We start from the raw sequence: 20,428 nt of genomic DNA on the forward strand, positions 1-20,428 counted from the left end.
ATTTATGCCATTGAACAAAAAAAGGCCACTTTATTGAAGAGGCCTTTTATTTCTTAATTCATTTGTCAATCAACCGCCATAGCCGGGATTCTGCACCAAGTTGGGATTGGCATCGATTTCCCTTTGTGGGATTGGGAAGACGAGTCTTGGATCATCAAATGCAAAGACAGTAATAGAGATATTGTCCAGAACCGAACCTTTGGTTCTTTTGATGTCATGGATGGCCTGTCCTTCATGGGCCAATTCCAGTTTCCTTTCTTTAAGTATATCGGCCAAAGTCGGCAATGTGGGAGTGGAAAGTGGATTGAATTCCGGTAATTTCACCCTCCTTCTGATTCTGTTCAAATCCCCAATCGGCGTGGATCCCACTGCTGTTCCTTCTCTGAAGTTTGTCTCTGCCCGCGTGAGGTACATTTCGGACAATCTGAAAACCTTGACGTTTTTGAATTGATCCCTCCATTTTGCGGTCCTTAATTCTCCGGCAGCTGTAAAGAATTGAGTCAACCTCTCATCTCCGGATTCATATAGGTTTAAGTGGGCTTGCAAAATGGCAACATCACCTCCCCTGGCTCCAAATTCCGGAAGGGAATAGAACAGGAACATGTCATTGTCTGCATCTTGTGGATTTACCTGGATCGTGAAAAGGTCTTCATTGGTGTCCGCGTCATTGTTGAACGCATCCATATAGGCGGTGCCAATCAACGATTTCCCATTCGCAAGAGCCACTTCAATTGCCCTGTTGGCCGCATCTCTGGCTTCTGCATATCGCTCCATTTGTAAATATACCCGTGACAATTGGGCGGAGGCAACATATGACCTGGCCAAAAATCCATTGACTGGTGGAAGGATGGATTCGGCTCTTCTCAGGTCAGTGAGGATTTGTTGGTATACCTCTTCCACTGTATTTCGACTAACAAAACTCGTTTCTACGATGGCTCTTGTTGGTTCCAATACCAGAGGCACACCCAGATTGGTTCCGGTATTGCCAGCAGCGTAGGGAAGGGCATACAGCTTGATCAGCTCAAAATACATGGAGCCTCTGATAAAAAGGGCTTCTCCTTCTACTCTTGGTCTATCTTCCTCATTGACGATGTTCAAGGCTGACAATACGTTGTTGCTGACATTGATGGCGCGATAGGCGGCTGCCCAGGTTCCTTCTACAAAGGAATTGTTGACAAAAATGGTTTTGTTGAACATTTCCCTGGGTTGGTTAAAGGTCCCTTCCCATCTTACTTCGCGGTTTGCCCCAAGCATCTCGGAATAAAGATGAAGCCTACCACCGTATAAATTCACGTTTCTTATTTCGGAATATGCACCCAGTAAGACACTTTTTACATTGGCATCCGTATTCAGTGCGAGCTCCTGATCGATACTTTGTTGTGGCGTTAACGACAATTCATTGTCGCAACTGCTGAATAGGACAGCTAAAACCATCAATCCTGATGCGATATGTTTTTTCATCTTCTGATAAATTAAAATCCAACATTGATACCGATTGAATACGTTCTTGCCTGAGGCGCAGAATAAAAGTCATTGCCTTGGAGGATATTCCCAGTCAAGGAATCGGCGCTAACCTCAGGATCCCAACCATTGTAGTTGGTAAAAGTCAAAAGGTTTTGTCCTGTAAAGAATATCCTGAAACTGGTCACCTTCATTCTTTCCAATAAGCTGGAGGGAGGGGAATATCCAAAGGTTAAGGTTTTCAAACGTACATAACTGCCATCTGAGAGGTACCTGCTTGACGCATTACACCCATTACATTCCCCGAGTCTGGCTTGCGGGATGTCCGTGATGTCACCCGGATTTTGCCACCTTGCCATCTGGTCGCGGGTAGAATTGTCAAACCAGTCTCCGTTGGCTGCAAAAAAACCGCCACCTCCATCGTAGATGTCATTTCCAAATACCCCTTGAAAGAGGATGTTCAAGTCGAAAGCACCAAAGGTGAGGCTATTGGTAATTCCACCTATAAATTTGGGATTAGGATCACCGACGACCATTCTCGTGGCAGCATTATAGTCGTTAGTGGTTTCACTCAATTCCTCATTTGCATAATAAAGCGCATCCCCATTATCAGGATCTACACCAGCGAATTTTGGCCCATAGAACACGCCGATGGGCTCTCCTATAAATATACTGTTGAGAAATCGGGAAGAGGAGGGTGGGATGGATTCCTGTCCAGGGGCAAGTTCCTTGACTTTGTTGATGTTTCTGGCAAAGTTGATCGACGTATTCCAAGAAAATTTCTGCCTGCTCACATTAGCCGAGTTCAAAACAATCTCGACGCCGCTATTCTGCATCCTTCCGATATTTTGCCGCTGTATCAGGAAACCTGAAGTGGCAGGGATTGGGACGTTCAGCAAAAGATCAGTGGTGTTTTTGTTGTAATAATCAATTTCACCTGTGATTCGATCTCTTAGAAAGGCAAATTCTACACCGATATCAATCTGGGCTGTTTTTTCCCAAGTTAAATCTGGATTGGGTATCTGGGAAGGAATCAGTCCCGGGATTAAAGCATAGGCCGCCGGACCAAACAATCCCAAATGGTCAAAATTCCCGATTTCGGCATTTCCGGTCAAACCAAAGGAAGCCCGAAGCTTCAGGAGACTTAAATTTTCATTGCCCTTCAAAAAACTCTCCTCTGTCAAAACCCATCCCAAAGAGGCAGCTGGGAAAAATCCATATTTGTTGTTTTCTCCAAATCTCGACGAACCATCGATCCTCGCACTTAGGGTAGCCAAATATTTGTTGGCATACTTGTAATTGACCCTCGTGAAATAAGAAAGAAAGGAAAAGTTGGTCAGCGTGGAGGTTCCCCCAACAATTTCAGCAGCGGATGCCAGGGTTTTCAAGTCATCAAGAGGAAATTCTTGCCCTTCCACGGAAGTAAAGTTTTCATCTGACCTTTGGAATGACATTCCTGCGATGGCCTCCAAATTGTGCTTTTCGGCAAAGATTTTTGTATAAGTGAAATAATTGTTGGTATTGTAATTGAAGATTCTCAGCCATCTCGAACGGCCATATCCATTGGTGGAAAGTCCTGTATTGGTACGAGAACCGAAATATTGTTCCTCGTTTTGGTTGAGGATATCCACGCCGAATTCTGTCCTGAATTTCAAATTCGCGTTGAATTTATATTCCCCAAAGACATTGGTGATATTTCTGAAAGAAGTATTCAACCAAGAAGCGTTTTCCGAATCGATCAAATTGTTATAGTAGGTGGTGGTGGGCCTGTCATAAAGTTGGCCATTGAGGTCCCTGATCGGGGTGATGGGCGCCAGAGCGACCAATTGGATCGGATTGTTGAATTGATTGTCATCTGACAAGCGGTTATTTTCAGTCCTGCTCAAGCCAAAATTGGCCCCTATGGTGAATTTGTCAGAAACGGAATGGTCAAGGTTTAATCTCGCTGAAACCCTTTCAAAATCATTTCTGATCATGATTCCAGTTTGCTTATCATAAGCACCACTGAAATAAAACCTTGTTTTCTCATCCCCACCGGCAGCCGAAAAGTTGACATTGGTCGTGCCGGCACTTCCATTGAATGCCTCCTCTTGCCAATTGGTATTGGTTTCAAGATTTCTCCAGTCGGACCATCCGGAGTACCTGTCCAGTCGGCCTTCCACAAATTCCAAATCCGATCCAGCATAATCTGAAGGATTGTTGATCGGATCGGTTCCAGCCCTGAGGTCATTGTTGTAGCCCGATTCTCGCATCAATTCCACAAATTCGGCGGCGTCGAGAAATTCCCTTTTTCGTGTTGGTTCGGATATCCCTCTTTGGATGCCTACATTGAATTTTGTTTTTCCTTTCGCTCCTGATTTAGTGGTGATCAGGACCACACCGTTGGCTGCTCTGGCGCCGTAAATGGCTGCTGCAGAAGCATCTTTCAACACATCAAATGATTCAATGTCATTGAAATTGATATCCGACATTGGATTGTATAAACCTATTGCACCCGAGGAAGTCATGGGAATGCCGTCGATCACATACAAGGGTTCATTTCCTCCCGAAATGGAAGTCGTACCCCTGACACGGATTTTCACTCCCCCACCAAGTTTTCCACTGGAAGATTCCACGAATACACCAGCCATTCTCCCCTGAAGGGCCTCCTGAAAATTGGGTACCGGAATGGATGCCAGATCCGTTCCTTTTAAGGAAGCAATATTCCCAGTTAGATCTCCTCTGGTGGTGCTTCCATAACCGACGACGACTACTTCTCCCAAAACTTTTGCATCTGGAATTAGCAGGATGTCAATGGAAGATTTGGAACCCACCAGAACCTCTTGGGCAACAAAGCCCACAAATGAAAACACAAGGGTTTCAGTCGAATTTGCCTGAATGGTATAGAAGCCATCCAAATCGGAAATGACGCCTCGGGTGGTTCCTTTGATCAGGATATTTACTCCCGGAAGGGGTAAGTTATCTTCTCCTGAAAGTACCACCCCGGTCACTTGACGGGTTTGTGAAAAGGACGTGGTGCAAAAAAGAACCAATATCGCCAATACACTTAGTAAAATTTTTTTCATAATTATTTCAATAATTTAAATGAATAAATAATTTAAAATAATTAAAAAATAAGTGAATATTATAAAAAGTAAGAGTATACAATTTAAGATTTTATGATTGATTTAAAAAATAAAAGAGATGGAGAAAATTGAATTAACCCGTGTAAGGCATTCCCAATTGTATTCCAGCCTGAAATTGAATGATATTCAGTATTCGTTCCAGTTTTTGACTTCACCAAATTGATTCTTTGCCTTATTCTCCGAATAGCCTGATTTTCTTTCGGTTTCAATCCCATTTGGAAACCTATTCCATATTCCATCTAACTTAATCAAGTGAGATGCTTTACGTTACTTTTTTGGTGTCTTAGCATTCGGGTTTAAAAATGGGGTTGATCTTTGGCTCCCTTTTCTGATCCGCTGGAGGAAAAAAAAACGGCAGAATCCTTTAAGGATTCTGCCGTTTTCATTTGATCGATTTATTTTGGACTAGACAGAGAAACTCTCTCCGCATCCACATGTTCTGGAGGCATTTGGATTCACAAATTGAAAACCTTTTCCGTTCAGCCCATCAGAAAATTCCAAAACAGTTCCTGCCAGATAAAGCAGACTTTTTCTGTCTACGATGATTTTCACGCCTTTGTCTTCAAACACATGATCCGTTTCTACCAAAGAGGAATCAAAGCCCAAATCATACATAAGACCCGAACATCCACCTCCTTTAACAGAAACCCGTATATTTTCATTTTCCTTATGCCCCTCTTCTTGCCTCAATGCAATTATTCTTTCTTTTGCTTTTTCGGAAACTATTATCATATCTTTATTATTTAATGGACTCGTCTCAAGTGATTTATTAAACAACCTTACTTTTGAAAAGATTCAGTAACAAATATACAAAATAATAAAATGAGAAAAATCGAGCATATTGGAATAGCTGTAAAAGATCTCAAAACTTCCAATGCACTATTCAAAAGATTATTGGGATCGGAACATTATAAGGAAGAGGAAGTTGCCGGCGAAGGAGTCAATACTTCCTTCTTTCAGGTTGGGGAAACCAAAATAGAACTCTTGGAGGCTTCTCGAGAGGATAGTCCAATCTCTAAATTCATTGAGAAAAAATCTGAAGGAATCCATCACATAGCCTTTGATGTGGAAGATATCCATGCTGAAGTCTTGAGGCTGAAAGCCGCCGGTTTCGAGATCCTGAATGAAACCCCAAAAGACGGTGCTGACAATAAATTAGTCGTTTTTTTGCATCCCCGGTCCACAAATGGCATGCTCGTGGAGTTGTGTCAAAACAAGAACAATTAGCTTTTAACTTATGAAGATTCTTTACATCTTTTCTGTATTTATTTTTTTGTTTTTTTCCTGCCACCATTCCTACGCTCAGGGGGATAGGGGAAGCAGGTTTGGATTGCAGTTTTCTTATGGTAGCCCCTATTATATACCAAGCTACGCTGATGGGGCTCCGAGCTATGATGGAAAATTTTTTTTTGACATCGGATTCCTTTTCCTAAAACCCATTTCGAATAAATGGGAATTTGAGACGGGCTTGGTATATTCCAACAATCAATTTAAAGTAACCCCAAACTTTCCCCCTGGGACACCCAATCCTTCATATATCTCTTCCATGAATCAATGGATAATCCCTGCCAATTTCAGGCTTTATCTCCCCAATAGGTTCTTATTGCAATTTGGACCCAATTTATCCCAAGCAAGTAGAGAATCTTTCGGACTTTTTCGTCTTGGATTCTCATTGGGTTTTGGCAAGGAGTTCAAGTTGGGAGATAAGAATGCTTTATTGATCGTCCCTACCTTCAATGCCAATCCATTTTTCCCAACAAACTCGGAGGGTATGACGCAATTGGGAATTAGAAGTATCTTTGCATTTCCAAGCAAGAAATAAAAAGTAGAAAAATGTCCGAAAAAAGAACTGAAATCAGTGAATTGGGTGAGTTTGCCCTTATCGATCATCTGAATGAAAGCATAAAAATCAAAAATGCATCTACCCTCAAGGGAATTGGCGATGATGCTGCCGTGATTGATTCCGGAGAAACGGTAAAGGTAGTGACGACGGATTTGTTACTGGAAGGTGTTCATTTTGACCTTTCTTACGCCCCATTGCACCATGTCGGATTCAAGGCCGTTGCTGTGAATGTATCGGATGTCGCAGCCATGAATGCCATCCCAAAGCAGATTACGGTCAGTATTGCATTGTCCAACAGGTTTTCGGTGGAGGCAGTGGACGCTTTGTATGCAGGAATTAACGCCGCGGCCGAACATTATGGAGTGGATGTAATCGGTGGGGATACCACGGCTTCCCATTCTGGTTTGGTGATTTCCATCACCGCCATTGGCGAAGCAAAAAAAGAACAAATCAGTTACCGCTCAGGTGCCAAAGTCAATGACATTGTCTGTGTGACGGGTGACCTCGGGGCAGCATTGGTGGGCTTGCAGATTTTGGAGCGGGAGAAACAGGTTTTTATCGCCAATCCGGACATGAAACCCCAATTGGAGAACTTTACTTATGTAACAGGTCGCCAGCTTAAACCTGATGCAAGAATGGACATCATCCATGAAATGCGGGATTTGGAAATCGTCCCTTCCAGTATGATTGATATTTCTGATGGCTTGGCCTCCGAACTCTTTCACATTTGCAAATCTTCTGGCGTCGGTGTTACCATTTATGAGGACAAACTTCCCATCGACAAACAGACATTTGATACCGCTGTCGAATTGGGACTTGATCCCATCACCTGTGTATTGAATGGAGGAGAGGATTACGAATTGCTGTTTACCATTGATCAAAAAGACTACGAAAAACTTGAAAAACATCCCGACATCCATTTTATCGGTCATGTGACCAATGCGGAGGAAGGGAAATATCTGGTCACCAAAAGTGGGACAACCGCACAGTTAAAGGCTCAAGGTTGGAAACATTTTTGATTGGTGTTTTCAGAGGTCACCGTTAAAAAATGAATGATTTTAACGGTGACTCTCAATCAAATTTTTTTGAATTGATTGTTCAACCCGAAATATCCATTGGATTTCATATTGGGATTGAAACTGCAAGAAAATCAGCCTTTTCGGAGATTATGGTATAATCCCCTTATGGTGAAGTTAAAAAAGCAACCCACTAATTGATTATTGATCAATTAGTGGGTTAAGTTGAATTGGTAATGCATAACACGGGTTGAACCTGAGAAAATTGGCTTTTGGGAGGATCCCAATATCAAAAAGTGTTTCATTGCATCTATTATAATCCTGTTGATTTTTTCTTGGTTGGCCAAATAAAAAACTGCTGTTTTTTTTAGCAACAGCAGTAGCCATTGTCCTCAAAAACCAGCAGTTTTCAATCAATGTGTCAAATCAATCTTCAGGATAAGGGATATAGACAAATTTCGTGAAATCATTGTCCATCACAAAAAGACAGCAAAATTCATCGGGATCTTTATAGGCCTTTTGGAATTCTTCCATCAAGTCTTCTGCGATCAGTTTCCTTTGGATAAATTCATCCAGATAGGTGATGTAATAATTCCAATCCAGGTTTTTTTCCTCCTTACCCAAAAGCATCTGGCCAATCGGCTGGGCTTCCTTGGACATGGGGAAAATAGGAAATTCCGAAAATTTTCTGGAGCGGACCTGGTAAGCGGCTTCTTTCAGGATGTCCGAAACCTTGATGAAATCCTTGGTGATGGTCCCGATGTATTTCCCGTTCAATTCGGGATCGTTGGCGTCTGAAATCATGGCTTTAGCGTTAAAAGTACAACATTTTCCACATGATAAGTCTGGGGAAACATGTCCACAGGCTGAATTTTGTCCACTTGGTATTTTTCGCCCAACAAGGCTACATCTCGCGCCTGAGTAGCTGGGTTACAGCTTACATAGACGATTTTCGGTGCGGCCAATTGAAGCAGCATTTTGACTACGTCTTCATGCATTCCCACTCTCGGAGGATCTGTGATGATGACATCAGGGGCAGCATGTTTGGCAATGAATTCTTCATTGAGCATGTCCTTCATGTCTCCGGCATAAAAAAGCGTATTGTCCAAGCCGTTTACCTTTGCATTTAATTTGGCATCCGCAATGGCATCTTCCACATATTCGATACCGATGACTTGCTTGGCTTTTTTCGCGACAAAATTGGCGATGGTTCCCGTACCGGTATAAAGATCGTAAACGACCTCATCTCCTTGAAGGTCTGCAAAATCCCTTGTGACCTTATAAAGTTCGTAAGCTTGGTCAGAATTGGTTTGATAAAAAGATTTTGGACCGATTCTAAACTTCAAGCCCTCCATTTCTTCCTCAATATAATCTTTTCCCGAAAAAGTAACCACATCAAGATCATTGAATGTTTCGTTTTTTTTCAGGTTGATGATGTAAAGCAAGGCGGTGATTTGTGGAAAAGCACCGTTCAAATGCTGCATTACCTTTTCAATGCCTTCTGCATCATCGGCTCCAAACTGCACGATGACCATACTTTCGCCTGTCGAGGTGCTCCGGATGATCAGGTTTCGGAGCAGACCAACCTGATTTCTGATATCGTAAAAGGAAAGATGGTTTTCAAGAGCAAAGTTTCGAAGAGAATTTCTTACTTCATTTGAGATATTTCCCTGTAGATAGCAATGTTCGATATCGACGATTTTATCAAACATTTTTGGGATATGAAATCCCAAAGCACTTCTTTCGAAGGTTGCCTCCGATGCGATTTCTTCTTTTGTCAGCCAGCGGTTGTTGGAAAAAGTGAAGTCCAATTTGTTGCGGTAATATTGGGTATTGGCAGATCCAATGATGGGCATGACTTCCGGAATAGGTAATTTTCCGATACGTTGGAATTGATCCACTACCTGCTGCCGTTTATACGTTTTCTGTAAATCGTAATTGATATGCTGCCATTTGCATCCGCCACAGGTGCCAAAATGTTGGCAAAAAGGTTCGACACGGTCTTTGGAATATTCATGGAAAAAAATGGCTTCACCTTCCATAAAAGAGCTTTTGCCTCGGGTAATTCTCACGTCAACCAGGTCTCCGGGTGCTACATTTTGGACAAAAACCACTTTTTCCTCATAATGGCCAACGCATTTGCCTTCAGAGGCTATTCTTTCTATCCTAAGGTTTTGTATGACCTTATTCTTCATCTTTCTCGACATGGGCGCAAAATTAAGGAAAAAATGAAGATGATTTAGTTTTTTTTGGTTTATCGAGGACAGTGAAGGATTTTCATTCTTTTTTTGCTGACCATTGTTTTTGGGAGGATGAAATGAAATCCGAAAAATCATCCATTGACCATCTGAAATTTTTATCTTTAAACCCAAATTAAATACCAATGAAATTAAAGGACAAAGTTGTAATCGTGACCGGCGCCACCTCAGGCATAGGGGAGGCTTGCGCTTTGGCTTTTGGTAAGGAAGGCGCAAAAGTGGTCATCACCGGACGCAGTCAAATCAATCTGGACAATAGCTTGGTCAGATTGCAGCAAGCTGGGATTGAGGCTTTCGGTATACTAGCGGACGCAGCCTCGGAAGAAGACAATAAAAGTATCGCTTTTGCCTCCATTCAGCGTTTTGGAAAAATCGATATCTTGATCAATAACGCTGGGATTTCGATGCGCTCTCTTTTTGAGGACTTGGACTTGGAGGTTTTTAGGAAAGTCATGGATACCAATTTTTGGGGTACCGTGTACGCCACTAAATTTTGCTTGCCCGAAATCCTCAAAAACAAAGGGTCCATCATCGGGATCTCTTCCATCAATGGCTATCGCGGCACACCTGCAAGAACAGCCTATACGGCGAGTAAATTTGCCATGAATGGATTTTTTGAATCCTTAAGAACTGAGGTAATGAAAAGAGGAGTTCATGTATTGGTAGCCTGCCCTGGATTCACGGCCTCGAATATCCGTAAAAATGCACTCAGAGCCGATGGGACTTTACAAGGAGAATCCCCAAGGGAAGAGGGGGAGTTGATGACTGCGGATGAAGTGGCACATGAGATTTTGAAGGCAACCCTGAAAAGAAAGCGGGATTTGGTGTTGACCCAACAAGGGAGAATGGCTGTTTTCCTGAACAAATGGATACCCGGTATCATGGACGGGATTGTGTACAAGCACATGGCCAAAGAGAAAGATTCCCCGTTCAAATAATCCAGCATGCTCAAAGACATCTTTCAGGTATATCTCAATAGGTTGGTGGACCTTTCCAGTAGGAACAGGTCAGTTTACCTATCCAAGTTGGTTCCTTCCCAAATGATAGACCTGAATGAATTTCATTTCCTTAATCAGCACCCTAGTTTTGAGTACATTGAATTGCTCCTCAAGCGAAAAAACCTAATCCCCCTCATTCCGGTATCCGATCCCCGGGACAAAAATATCAATCTCCTTTCCCAAAGACTCAATAGAATCCAACATCTTGTGCAGCTTGCAGAAAATGAAACGGGTGAAAAAAGCCTGTTTGTTGGTTGGCCTTATGTAGAAGGAAAGCTGATCAATGATCAAGTCATCCGGTGCCCTCTCATTCTCTTTCCGGTGGATTTGGTAAAGGAAAATAATTCGTGGCAACTTAAAAAGCAGGAGGGCAATCCTCCTTTTCTCAACAAGGCTTTTCTTTTGGCATACACCCAAGCGTATGGAAAACCCTTTGAAAAAAACGGGGCCGAAAATGCATTGGAGGATTTTTCCAAGGATTCGGTTGCTTTCAGGACCGAGCTTTACCGCTATTTGGAAAATGAGCTTTCCCTCAACTTTACCCATGAACTTTTTGAAGATAAAATCCTGAGTTTTCCGGATTCTTCCAAAGGCCAAGATGAAAGCGATTTTGATACTGGTAAATTGAAGCTTAAGCCCTTTGCAGTTTTGGGTCAGTACTCACAAAAAACCAGCTTTTTGATCCAAGATTATGAACAGCTGCTTCAAGGGGAGGAGTTTCCGGATCTGGAGCACTTGTTTTTCAAATGGTTTGCGCCAGAAGAAGTAGAAATGAATTCGCCAAGGGAAGATCAGATGTATCCGGTTTTCCCCTTGGATGCAAGTCAGGAGGAGGTTTTGAAGGCGGTACGCATGGGGAAGTCCTGCGTCGTGGAAGGACCTCCAGGGACGGGAAAGTCCCAATTGATCAGCAATCTTGCCATTGATTATATTGCCAGGGGCAAAAAAGTCCTCGTGGTTTCCCAAAAAAGGGCAGCATTGGATGTGGTTTACAAAAGATTGGAAAAAGCGGGGTTTGGTGATTTTCTCTCCTTGGTCCATGATTTTAGGTCGGACAAAAAAGAACTTTTCAAAAACATCCAAGAACAGATCAATTCCTTGGAAAAGTATCAGGATCTGAACAGGACAATTGATGCCATACAACTGGAGCGTCAATTCATCAAACTGTCGAGACTGATCGATTCCCACGTGGATTATTTCGATGAATTGAAAAAAGGGCTTTTCAATACCGAAGAATGTGGGATCCCCGTCAAGGAATTGTACATGGTTTCCAAGCTTTCGGAGGAAGGTTTGGATATGAATCAATATTACCGTGAGTTCTTATGGGATAAGCTTGAGGGTTTTTTCAGGGATTTGAAGGAATATTCCGAATACTATCGGGAGTATCAAAAACCTGAATCCTTTTGGCTGCACCGTGTGGATTTCAGTGGTCTTGGCAGCAGCGCATCGAAGCGGCTTCAGGAAGTGCTGATGGAGGTGGAGGAACGCAAAAACCAATTCCACTCCTCGTTTGGACAAGCGGCTGATTTTGATATTTCCTTCCTTTTTTCTTTTTTGGAGCAAAAAAGTAAACTGCTTGAATTGAAGCATTTGCTGCATTTGTCCGATTCCAAGGCCAGCTTTGATTCTATCAAAGACCTAGATTCCGCCGAATTCGATTTGCTCTGGCTGGAGCAAAAGATAGAAACCGTAAAATCACTGCTTTCGGGAGAAGGTGTCGAATGGCATGCTCCAGATGAAGAGGTAGAACATTTTGCCCAATTGGCCATTCAATATTCCAATCAGGGAAAAGGCTGGTGGCATTCCATTCATCTTCCATGGAAAAAAAATCGATTTGATCCCATCCTCGCACTTTTGGAAAAAAACGGTTTGAAAAAAAGCGATCAAGGTGTGCAAAAACTGGTGGAGAAATTGGAAAACCGATTGAATCTCAACCATCAATATACGCTGTTGACTGGAAAATCCTGGATTGATTTACCTGCAAAGCCCTTCGATTTCATTGGTTTTAACCATTCTGTCTCGTCTCTTTTGGATGCGGTAAAGGCATGTTTGGCCTTAGGTGAAATGGGGGCCTCCGGAAAATTCCTATTGAAGCTTTTCCATAATGGTGAGAGGACTTTGGATTCAATAAATGAAATTCTTTCCCACGTGACCCAATTGGAGGAACAAATGAATTACTGGAGTCTTTATCTCAGCAAGATCCAGATCCAGCACCTTGTCACGCAAAACATTCAGAATGGAATAGTTTCACTCAAGGAGCAGGTGCCCTTTGTCTTCGACGAATTGGTCGCTTTCGACAGCCTGATTCATCGATTGAGGCCAGTGGATTTGACGGTGATGAATAGACTGTTGGACAGTTATCCAGACAGGGATTTTGATGGTTTAAAATCAGCTTTTACCACTGGATTACAATTGAGTTGGATAGAGCACATCGAATCCAAATACCCAGTTTTAAAGGAGGTAAGCACCGCCAAGTCTGTCAATATCCAGCAAGAATTGATGGCTGCCGTAAAGGAAAAGTGGAGACTGTCGCGATTTATCGCAGAGCTAAGGCTCAGGGAGAAAACCTTTCAAAATCTAGAATACAACAGACTGAATAATCTAGTGACCTATCGGGATTTGCTCCATCAGGTGAGCAAAAAGAAAAAACTCTGGACAATCAAAAAGCTGGTTGAGGAATTCGAGGAGGAGATTTTTAGGTTGGTGCCCTGTTGGCTGGCCTCCCCTGAAACTGTTTCCGCATTGTTTCCTCTGAAACAATCTTTCGACTTGATCATTTTTGATGAATCCTCACAATGCTTTGTCGAAAGAGGTATTCCTGCCATGCTCAGGGGAAAGCAAGTGGTCATTGCCGGAGATTCTCAGCAATTACAACCCTTTGATCTTTACCAAGTGAGGTTGGCATCCGATGAGGAGGGTATAGCCGTAGAAACGGAATCCTTGCTGGATTTGGCCTCGAATTATTTTCAGAAATTTTGGTTGCAAGGGCATTATCGGAGTGCACAACTCCCTTTGATCCATTTTTCCAACCAACATTTCTATGAAAATCGGCTCCAGATGCTTCCTGAATTGGCCTTGGCCAATAGCAAAGAAATCCCTTTTGAATTGGTAAAGGTGGAGGGGATTTGGGAAAACCAAACCAATGCATCAGAAGCAGACGAGGTCCTTATTTTGATCAAAAGAATACAAACGGAATATCCGGATTATACCATTGGTGTGATCACGTTCAATTTTTTTCAGATGGAACTTATCCGCCAAATGGTGGGAGAGGATCCGCATGTTATCCTTCGGAATTTGGAAGTGAAGAGTATCGAAAATGTACAGGGTGATGAATACGATTGGGTGATTTTTTCTGTCGGTTATGCCAGCAATAAAGCCGGGAAATTAATCGCGAATTTTGGCATGCTGTCCAAAAAAAGTGGGATAAACCGGCTCAACGTAGCGATCACCAGGTCAAGAAAAAAAATCACCTTGGTTACAAGTCTTACTTCACGTGATTTTAAGCCAAAACAGCTCCTGAATGAGGGAATCAAAATGCTACGCGATTATCTGCATTTTGTCGAAGAAGTCACCAAAGGCATTCCTGTGGTGATTGAAGAAAAAACAAGCCAAGGTTTTGAAGTCTCTTGGTACCTAAGAAATGTTTTGGAAGGGGCTCATGGGAAAAAAACCGTCGAAAAATATCCGCAATCCACTTGGATGGACCTGACAGTCAAGAAAAAAGAGGACTACAAAGAGGCAATCCTCACCGATGATTATAGACTTTATAATGCGACTGGGTCAAAGGAGGCTTTTGTTTTCCACCCTCTCCAACTCAAAGAAAAAGGATGGCCTTATCGGTTTTATTTCAGCCGCCAATATTGGATGGGAAACAAGCTGATTGCAAAGGCTACGAAAGAAAAATAGAAGTCCCTCCTCGGTATTTTTTCAAGAAAAGAAATCCAATTGATCTTGGGTTTTGCAATAATAAAATGGATGATTCGGAGGGGAAATGGTAGCGATCCTGTTGTCGTTTTGGGTAATTTTTTTTATCCCTTTCATTGAGCCCGAAATATGTAGTAGGATTCCCAATGGGTGTTGAAACTGCAAGAAAATCAGGCTAGTTGGAGAATAAGGTGTGTTGCCAAGACTTTGAAGTCCAAAACAGTAAACAATTGACTGATTTTAAGGCAATTTTGAGGTGGGATTGAATTGATACTGGATAAAACGGGTTGAATCCAATTTCCAATTAGCGCTTCACCTTTTTGACACCAACGGCCTCTATTCCGACCAAATCATCGATCCGCATGTATTGTAGAAATTGGATGGAATGGAATTTTTCCTGAGTGACCAAAGGAATAGTATCATATTTGGTAAAAGTACTGCCATATCCTTTGCCGATCGGTTTTCCGGAAGTACTTTCAAATAGAGGGATTTCCAGCAATTGATTTTCAATGTTGTTGCCCAAGCTGTCTTTTAGGAAATACCGCACATACAGATTTCGGTATTCATAATCTTGGTTGTATCTGATCCCCAAAATGGTTTCCCCATCCTCAATGGGATAGGGAAACTCAAATGAGATTGTGTCTTGGACATTCCAGGTCTTCGAATCCAAGGCACGATATTCCTCGAAAATCCGGCTTCGATCGCAGGAAAACAGCCCGAACAAAAGAAACAATAAACAGGAGTTGAAAAAAAGCTTAGTCATTTTTCTCTCCTTTATTCTGGTCGTTTCCTTTGGATCTTGGGGGGAATTTTTTCCTTCTGGGTTTGTTTTCCCTAGGCTTGTCATTCGCTGGTTTGTCATCAGAGGCCCTTGGAAGTGGCTTTTTTGTCTGATCCTCTTTTGGGAGAGGCTTGTTTTTTTGCTCAGGATTTCTGCGTGGATTCCTGTTTCTTCCGGTGTTGTCCTGAGATTTTTCCCTTCCCGGAGCGGCTGTGATGTTCTTTTCAGATTTTACAGCTCCTGTATTGGAAAGGTTTTCTCCGGCAGGTCTTGGTTTGTTCTTCTTTTTCTTCTTCTTGACCGTGCTGAATTTTTTGTCCAGCATTTCCAACTCCAAATTGGATTTTGAAATCCTCTCCTCTGATTCATTGCCAAGGTTATTCGTCAAATCACTCGGGATGATTCCTTTTGCATTGAGTTCCTGGATTTCCTTGACACGTTCACAGCTGATCGAATGCCAGTTGTTGTCATTGTTATAGCTAAACCACATCAGTTTCCTGAAAATGTCTGTTTTTTGCAGTTTTGCATTTCCGGTCTCTGTTTGCAAAGGTTTCTCCACTGCTGGGATATCTTCCAAGGCATTCATGTAGGTGTCCAGCTCATAATTGAGGCAGCACTTAAGCCGGCCGCATTGTCCGGAAAGTTTGCTTGGATTCAGGGAAAGGTTTTGATACCGTGCAGCTGAAGTACTCACGCTTTTGAAATCATGGATCCATGTGGAGCAACAGAGTTCTCTTCCACAAACTCCGATTCCACCCAATCTACCCGCTTCTTGGCGTAGACTGATTTGTCTCATTTCAACCCGGATTTTAAAATCTCCGGCAAGGGTTTTGATCAATTCCCTGAAATCCACACGGTTTTCGGCAGAGTAAAAAAAAGTAGCTTTCGAATTGTCCGCCTGATACTCTACATCTGAGAGTTTCATTTCAAGCTTGAATTCGTCTATGATCTGCTTGGTTCTGTATAATGTTGGGATCTCACGGTTTTTGGCCTCTTCCCATTTTTCAAGATCCTTTTGATTGGCGACCCGATAGATTTTCAGGATATCGTCGTCGTTTTTGATCTTTCTCTTTTGCATTTGAAGCCTTACCAGTTCTCCCTGAAGGGAGACATAACCAATGTGATGGCCGCTGGGAACATCCACCACAATTGGGTCTCCGGTGGTCAGTTGGATATGGTCTACATTTCTGTAATATTCTTTTCTTCCACCCTTGAATTTAACCTCTACGATATCAAATTTGTCAACTTCAGGTATCCCCATGTGGGACAACCAATCGAAAGCATTCATTTTATTACAATCGCTTGTCCCGCACGTGCCGTTATTTTGGCAACCCCCGCTGGAGCCCGTGTCGGTAGAGCAGCTAGTACATCCTGCCATATTTATATATATCCAAAAGGAGCAAAATCTCCTTGTTAATTTGATTGATGAAACTTTATTTCACTAATTTCAAGATATCCTGTCCGATATCTTTTCGGTAAAAAACATCCTTCCAGGATATTTTTCTCGCGCCCTTGTAGGCATTTTGGAGTGCTTCTTCCACATCTTCTCCTATGCCTGTAACGGACAAAACACGACCACCGTTGGTGCGGACTTCAGAATTGGCCTCCAAGGAAGTTCCAGCATGAAAAATGAAGGATTTGTTGTCGGTCAAATGTCCGTCCAAACCCTCAATTTTGTTTCCTTTTTCGTAATCTCCTGGATACCCTCCTGCGACCATGACCACCGTAGTGCTGGTGAAGGGTTCGATTTCCAGGGTGTATTCATCGAGTTTTTGATTGCCCATCGCAATCAATAAGTCAAGAAAATCACTTTTGATCCGGGGAAGGACCGCTTGGGTTTCGGGATCTCCCATCCTCACATTGTATTCGATGACAAAGGGTTCACCGTCTATATTCATCAATCCGATAAACAAAAATCCCACATACGGGATTTGTTCTTTTTCCAAGCCTTTGACTGTTGGGATAACGATTCTTTCCTCTACTTTTCGGAGAAATTCCGAATCTGCAAAAGGAACTGGGCTGACGGCTCCCATTCCACCGGTATTCAAGCCTAGGTCTCCGTCTCCTATTCTTTTATAATCCTTGGCTTCGGGTAGAATCCTGTAATTTTTACCATCTGTTGCCACAAAAATCGACAATTCGATTCCATCGAGGAATTCTTCGATGACCACCTTCGAGGATGCCTCTCCAAACTTTCTTTCTAACAACATTTCCTTCAAAGATTGAATGGCTTCTTCGTGGGAAAGGCAAATCAAAACACCTTTTCCGGCGGCCAACCCGTCGGCTTTCAGGACAATCGGGAGGGCTTGGCTTTGGATAAATTCAAAACCTTCTTCAATGTTTTCGGTGGTAAAAGTACCATACGCCGCAGTCGGCACCCCATGCCGCTGCATAAACATTTTGGAATAATCCTTGGATCCTTCCAACAAAGCGCCTTTCTGGCTGGGTCCGATCACTGGTATATGGGAGATTTTGGGATTGGAAATAAAATAATCCACAATACCCCTTACCAAAGGCTCTTCCGGACCAACCACCACCAAAGCGATGTCATTATCCAATACAAAATTGGAAATGGCTTCGAAATCAATGACTGAAATGATAACGTTCGTGGCTATGGCGGCTGTTCCGGCATTTCCCGGAGCCACAAAAAGACGAGAACAATTTTTACTTTGTACTATTTTCCAAGCGAAGGCATGTTCCCTTCCTCCACTACCTAACAATAATATATTCATCTAAGAATTTCTTTTTAGTTGGCGTTCTCAGAAATAAATTTCACACGATACACACGGATTTCCTCTTCGGCAAAGTCCTGACTTTCCAGCTCCAGAAGTGCTGCTTTGATGTTGTCGGTATGCGAAGTCATGAAGTAGTCTTGGAGAATATCTTCTCTGTCCTCATCCATGATGTTTTCTATGTAATAATTGATGTTGAGTTTGGTGCCGCTGTAAATGATTTGTTCAATTTCGTGGAGCAATTCAGACATGGAGATGTTGAGGTTTTCGGCGATTTCGTCCAAATTCACCTTTCGGTCCACCTGCTGAATGATAGAGATCTTCACTTTTGACCTGGTGCCGGAGGTTTTTACCACGACATCAGATGCGGTTAGGATATCATTTTCCTCTACATAATTTTCAATCAGTTTGATAAAAGGAAGTCCGAACTTCACCACTTTCCCCATTCCCACACCATTGATCTGGGCCAGTTCTTCCCTTGTGGTGGGATATACTGTCGCCATTTCTTCCAGTGAAGGATCTTGAAAAATGATATATGGGGGCAAGCCTTTTGACTTTGCCATCTTTTTTCGCTCTGCTTTCAGCAGTTCAAATAGTCTCTCGTCATAGGCTTTCGCACTGTTGGAGAGATTTTCCAAAGTTTCATTTTCGGCAATTTCCTCGAAATTGTGGTCTTTGCTGATCTGTACAGAGAAAGGATCGGTCAAGAAAGATTCTCCCAAAGCAGCCATTTTCACAACTCCATAATTTTCTATGTCCTTTTCAAGGAAGCCCATGATCATGCCTTGGCGAATGATGGTTCTCCAGGTTTTCTCATCCAGATCCTTGCCCTTTCCAAATACTGGGAGTTGATCGTGTTCATAGCTTGCCATGTACTCGTTACCTTCCCCACGCAATACTTTGACAAGGTGCTCAAGATTGAACCTTTGATTGGTGACTTTGACGGCTTCTATTGCGAGAAGCAAATAGTCCATGCCCTCGAATTTTTCCTTGGGCTTTTTGCAGTTGTCACACTGGCCGCAATCCTCTGCCAAAAACTCACCGAAGTAATGCAACAATACTTTTCTTCTGCAAACCGAGCTTTCTGCGTAAGCAGCCATCTCTTGAAGCAAAACCCTTGCATTTTCCCTTTCGGTGACCGGCTTGTCCTTGTTGAATTTCTCCAACTTGACGATGTCATCATACTTATAGAACATCAGACAATGTCCTTCAAGGCCATCTCTTCCAGCCCTTCCGGTTTCCTGATAATAGCCCTCCAAGGATTTGGGTACATCATAATGGATCACATACCTTACGTCCGGCTTGTCGATTCCCATTCCAAAGGCGATGGTTGCCACGATGACATCCACTTCTTCATTGAGAAAATCATCTTGGTTTTTCACACGCACGTGACCGTCCAAACCTGCATGGTAGGGAGCGGCATTGATGCCGTTTACTTTCAGCAATTCAGCGATTTCCTCAACTTTCTTTCTGCTCAGACAATAAATAATGCCTGATTTCCCTTTTTGGGATTTGATGTATTTGATGATTTGCTTTTTGGTTTCGTTTTTAATCTTTGGCCGCACTTCGTAGTAAAGGTTGGTTCGATTAAAGGACGATTTGAAGAGGTCCGCCTCTTCCATTTGCAAGTTTCGCTGAATATCCTGCTGCACTTTTGGGGTGGCAGTGGCTGTCAGTGCGATGATAGGAAGGTTTTCCCCGATTTGGGCAATGATCGATTTGATCCTGCGGTATTCGGGCCTGAAGTCATGACCCCACTCCGAAATACAATGTGCTTCATCGATGGCCACAAAACTGATGTTGGCCTCTTTGAGGAATTTCACATTTTCATCTTTGGTGAGGGACTCCGGAGCTACATAAAGCAACTTGGTTTTTCCTGACAAAACGCCTTTTTTGACCTTTGTTGTCTCTGATTTATTCAAGGTTGAATTCAGAAAATGGGCTTCAATGTTGAAGGCATTCATCTGGTCCACCTGGTTTTTCATCAAAGCAATCAAGGGGGATATGACGATTGCAGTTCCTTCTTTGATTACAGCCGGAAGCTGGTAACAAAGCGATTTTCCGGCACCTGTAGGCATGATGACGAAAGTATTCCTGCCACTTAATATGTTGTCTACAATAAGCTCTTGGTTCCCTCTGAATTGACTGAAACCAAATATTTGCTTGAGATTCTCTTTTACGGTTTGATCCACTTTACATTGACGGTTTAATGTTCCGCATTTGGGTTAACACTTAACATTAAAGGAATTCTTTATTTACCTTTGACACAAATTTAACGATTAACCGCGGT

Annotated in this window: 14 protein-coding genes; 5 read left to right on the forward strand and 9 right to left on the reverse strand. The window is 42.6% G+C overall.

What is annotated here, in order from left to right; translation table 11 throughout:
- Window positions 1–69: 69 nt before the first annotated feature.
- The 3 genes from F824_RS0116560 to F824_RS0116580 all read right to left on the reverse strand — a co-directional run bounded on the left by F824_RS0116560 (window position 70) and on the right by F824_RS0116580 (window position 5,318).
- The gene (locus F824_RS0116560) at window positions 70–1,461 is read right to left on the reverse strand and encodes a RagB/SusD family nutrient uptake outer membrane protein (protein WP_019599042.1); all 1,392 of its coding nucleotides are present in this window, start codon (window positions 1,459–1,461) and stop codon (window positions 70–72) included.
- Between the two features lie 11 nt (window positions 1,462–1,472).
- Window positions 1,473–4,526 (reverse strand): SusC/RagA family TonB-linked outer membrane protein, encoded by a 3,054-nt coding sequence (locus F824_RS0116565; RefSeq protein WP_019599043.1) that lies wholly within the window; start codon window positions 4,524–4,526, stop codon window positions 1,473–1,475.
- Between the two features lie 465 nt (window positions 4,527–4,991).
- Entirely contained in the window at window positions 4,992–5,318 is a 327-nt protein-coding gene (locus tag F824_RS0116580) for a HesB/IscA family protein (protein ID WP_019599046.1), read from the reverse strand.
- Window positions 5,319–5,408: 90 nt separating this feature from the next.
- On the opposite strand from F824_RS0116580, the gene mce reads away from it, so the two are divergent.
- The 3 genes from mce to thiL are packed head-to-tail and all read left to right on the forward strand — an operon-like array spanning window position 5,409 to window position 7,448.
- Window positions 5,409–5,813 carry a methylmalonyl-CoA epimerase gene (mce, locus tag F824_RS0116585; RefSeq protein WP_019599047.1) on the forward strand — a complete coding sequence of 135 codons (405 nt, stop codon included), beginning with the start codon at window positions 5,409–5,411 and terminating at the stop codon, window positions 5,811–5,813.
- A gap of 10 nt (window positions 5,814–5,823) precedes the next feature.
- Window positions 5,824–6,408, forward strand: a complete 585-nt coding sequence (locus tag F824_RS0116590; RefSeq protein WP_019599048.1) for a hypothetical protein — start codon at window positions 5,824–5,826, stop codon at window positions 6,406–6,408.
- An 11-nt stretch (window positions 6,409–6,419) separates the two neighbouring features.
- Entirely contained in the window at window positions 6,420–7,448 is a 1,029-nt protein-coding gene (gene thiL / locus F824_RS0116595) for a thiamine-phosphate kinase (RefSeq protein ID WP_019599049.1), read from the forward strand.
- A 423-nt stretch (window positions 7,449–7,871) separates the two neighbouring features.
- On the opposite strand, the gene F824_RS0116610 is transcribed toward thiL, so the two are convergent.
- A complete protein-coding gene (locus F824_RS0116610; RefSeq protein ID WP_019599052.1) occupies window positions 7,872–8,249 on the reverse strand; it encodes a hypothetical protein in 378 nt (125 codons plus the stop codon).
- Window positions 8,246–9,652 carry a 23S rRNA (uracil(1939)-C(5))-methyltransferase RlmD gene (gene rlmD, locus F824_RS0116615; RefSeq protein WP_026333766.1) on the reverse strand — a complete coding sequence of 469 codons (1,407 nt, stop codon included), beginning with the start codon at window positions 9,650–9,652 and terminating at the stop codon, window positions 8,246–8,248. Before rlmD ends, F824_RS0116610 begins: the two co-directional genes overlap by 4 nt.
- Before the next feature lie 176 nt (window positions 9,653–9,828).
- Between rlmD and F824_RS0116620 the strand changes: the two genes are divergently transcribed.
- Both F824_RS0116620 and F824_RS0116625 read left to right on the forward strand, forming a co-directional pair.
- Window positions 9,829–10,641: an SDR family oxidoreductase gene (locus F824_RS0116620; protein ID WP_019599054.1), complete on the forward strand. Its 813-nt coding sequence runs from the start codon at window positions 9,829–9,831 to the stop codon at window positions 10,639–10,641.
- Between the two features lie 6 nt (window positions 10,642–10,647).
- Entirely contained in the window at window positions 10,648–14,607 is a 3,960-nt protein-coding gene (locus F824_RS0116625) for an AAA domain-containing protein (protein WP_019599055.1), read from the forward strand.
- A gap of 322 nt (window positions 14,608–14,929) precedes the next feature.
- Here the strand turns inward: F824_RS0116625 and F824_RS0116635 are convergent, their stop codons facing one another.
- The 4 genes from F824_RS0116635 to recQ all read right to left on the reverse strand — a co-directional run bounded on the left by F824_RS0116635 (window position 14,930) and on the right by recQ (window position 20,330).
- Window positions 14,930–15,388 (reverse strand): gliding motility lipoprotein GldH, encoded by a 459-nt coding sequence (locus tag F824_RS0116635; protein ID WP_026333767.1) that lies wholly within the window; start codon window positions 15,386–15,388, stop codon window positions 14,930–14,932.
- Entirely contained in the window at window positions 15,381–16,694 is a 1,314-nt protein-coding gene (locus F824_RS0116640) for a PSP1 domain-containing protein (protein WP_033405393.1), read from the reverse strand. The genes F824_RS0116635 and F824_RS0116640 overlap by 8 nt, the downstream gene beginning before the upstream one ends.
- Before the next feature lie 145 nt (window positions 16,695–16,839).
- Window positions 16,840–18,138 (reverse strand): phosphoribosylamine--glycine ligase, encoded by a 1,299-nt coding sequence (gene purD / locus F824_RS0116650; RefSeq protein ID WP_019599060.1) that lies wholly within the window; start codon window positions 18,136–18,138, stop codon window positions 16,840–16,842.
- 14 nt (window positions 18,139–18,152) lie between these two features.
- Window positions 18,153–20,330, reverse strand: coding sequence for a DNA helicase RecQ (gene recQ / locus F824_RS0116655; protein WP_019599061.1), 2,178 nt, complete (start codon window positions 20,328–20,330; stop codon window positions 18,153–18,155).
- Window positions 20,331–20,428: the final 98 nt, after the last annotated feature.

Source organism: Rhodonellum psychrophilum GCM71 = DSM 17998, from assembly GCF_000381545.1.
Taxonomy (GTDB): domain Bacteria; phylum Bacteroidota; class Bacteroidia; order Cytophagales; family Cyclobacteriaceae; genus Rhodonellum; species Rhodonellum psychrophilum.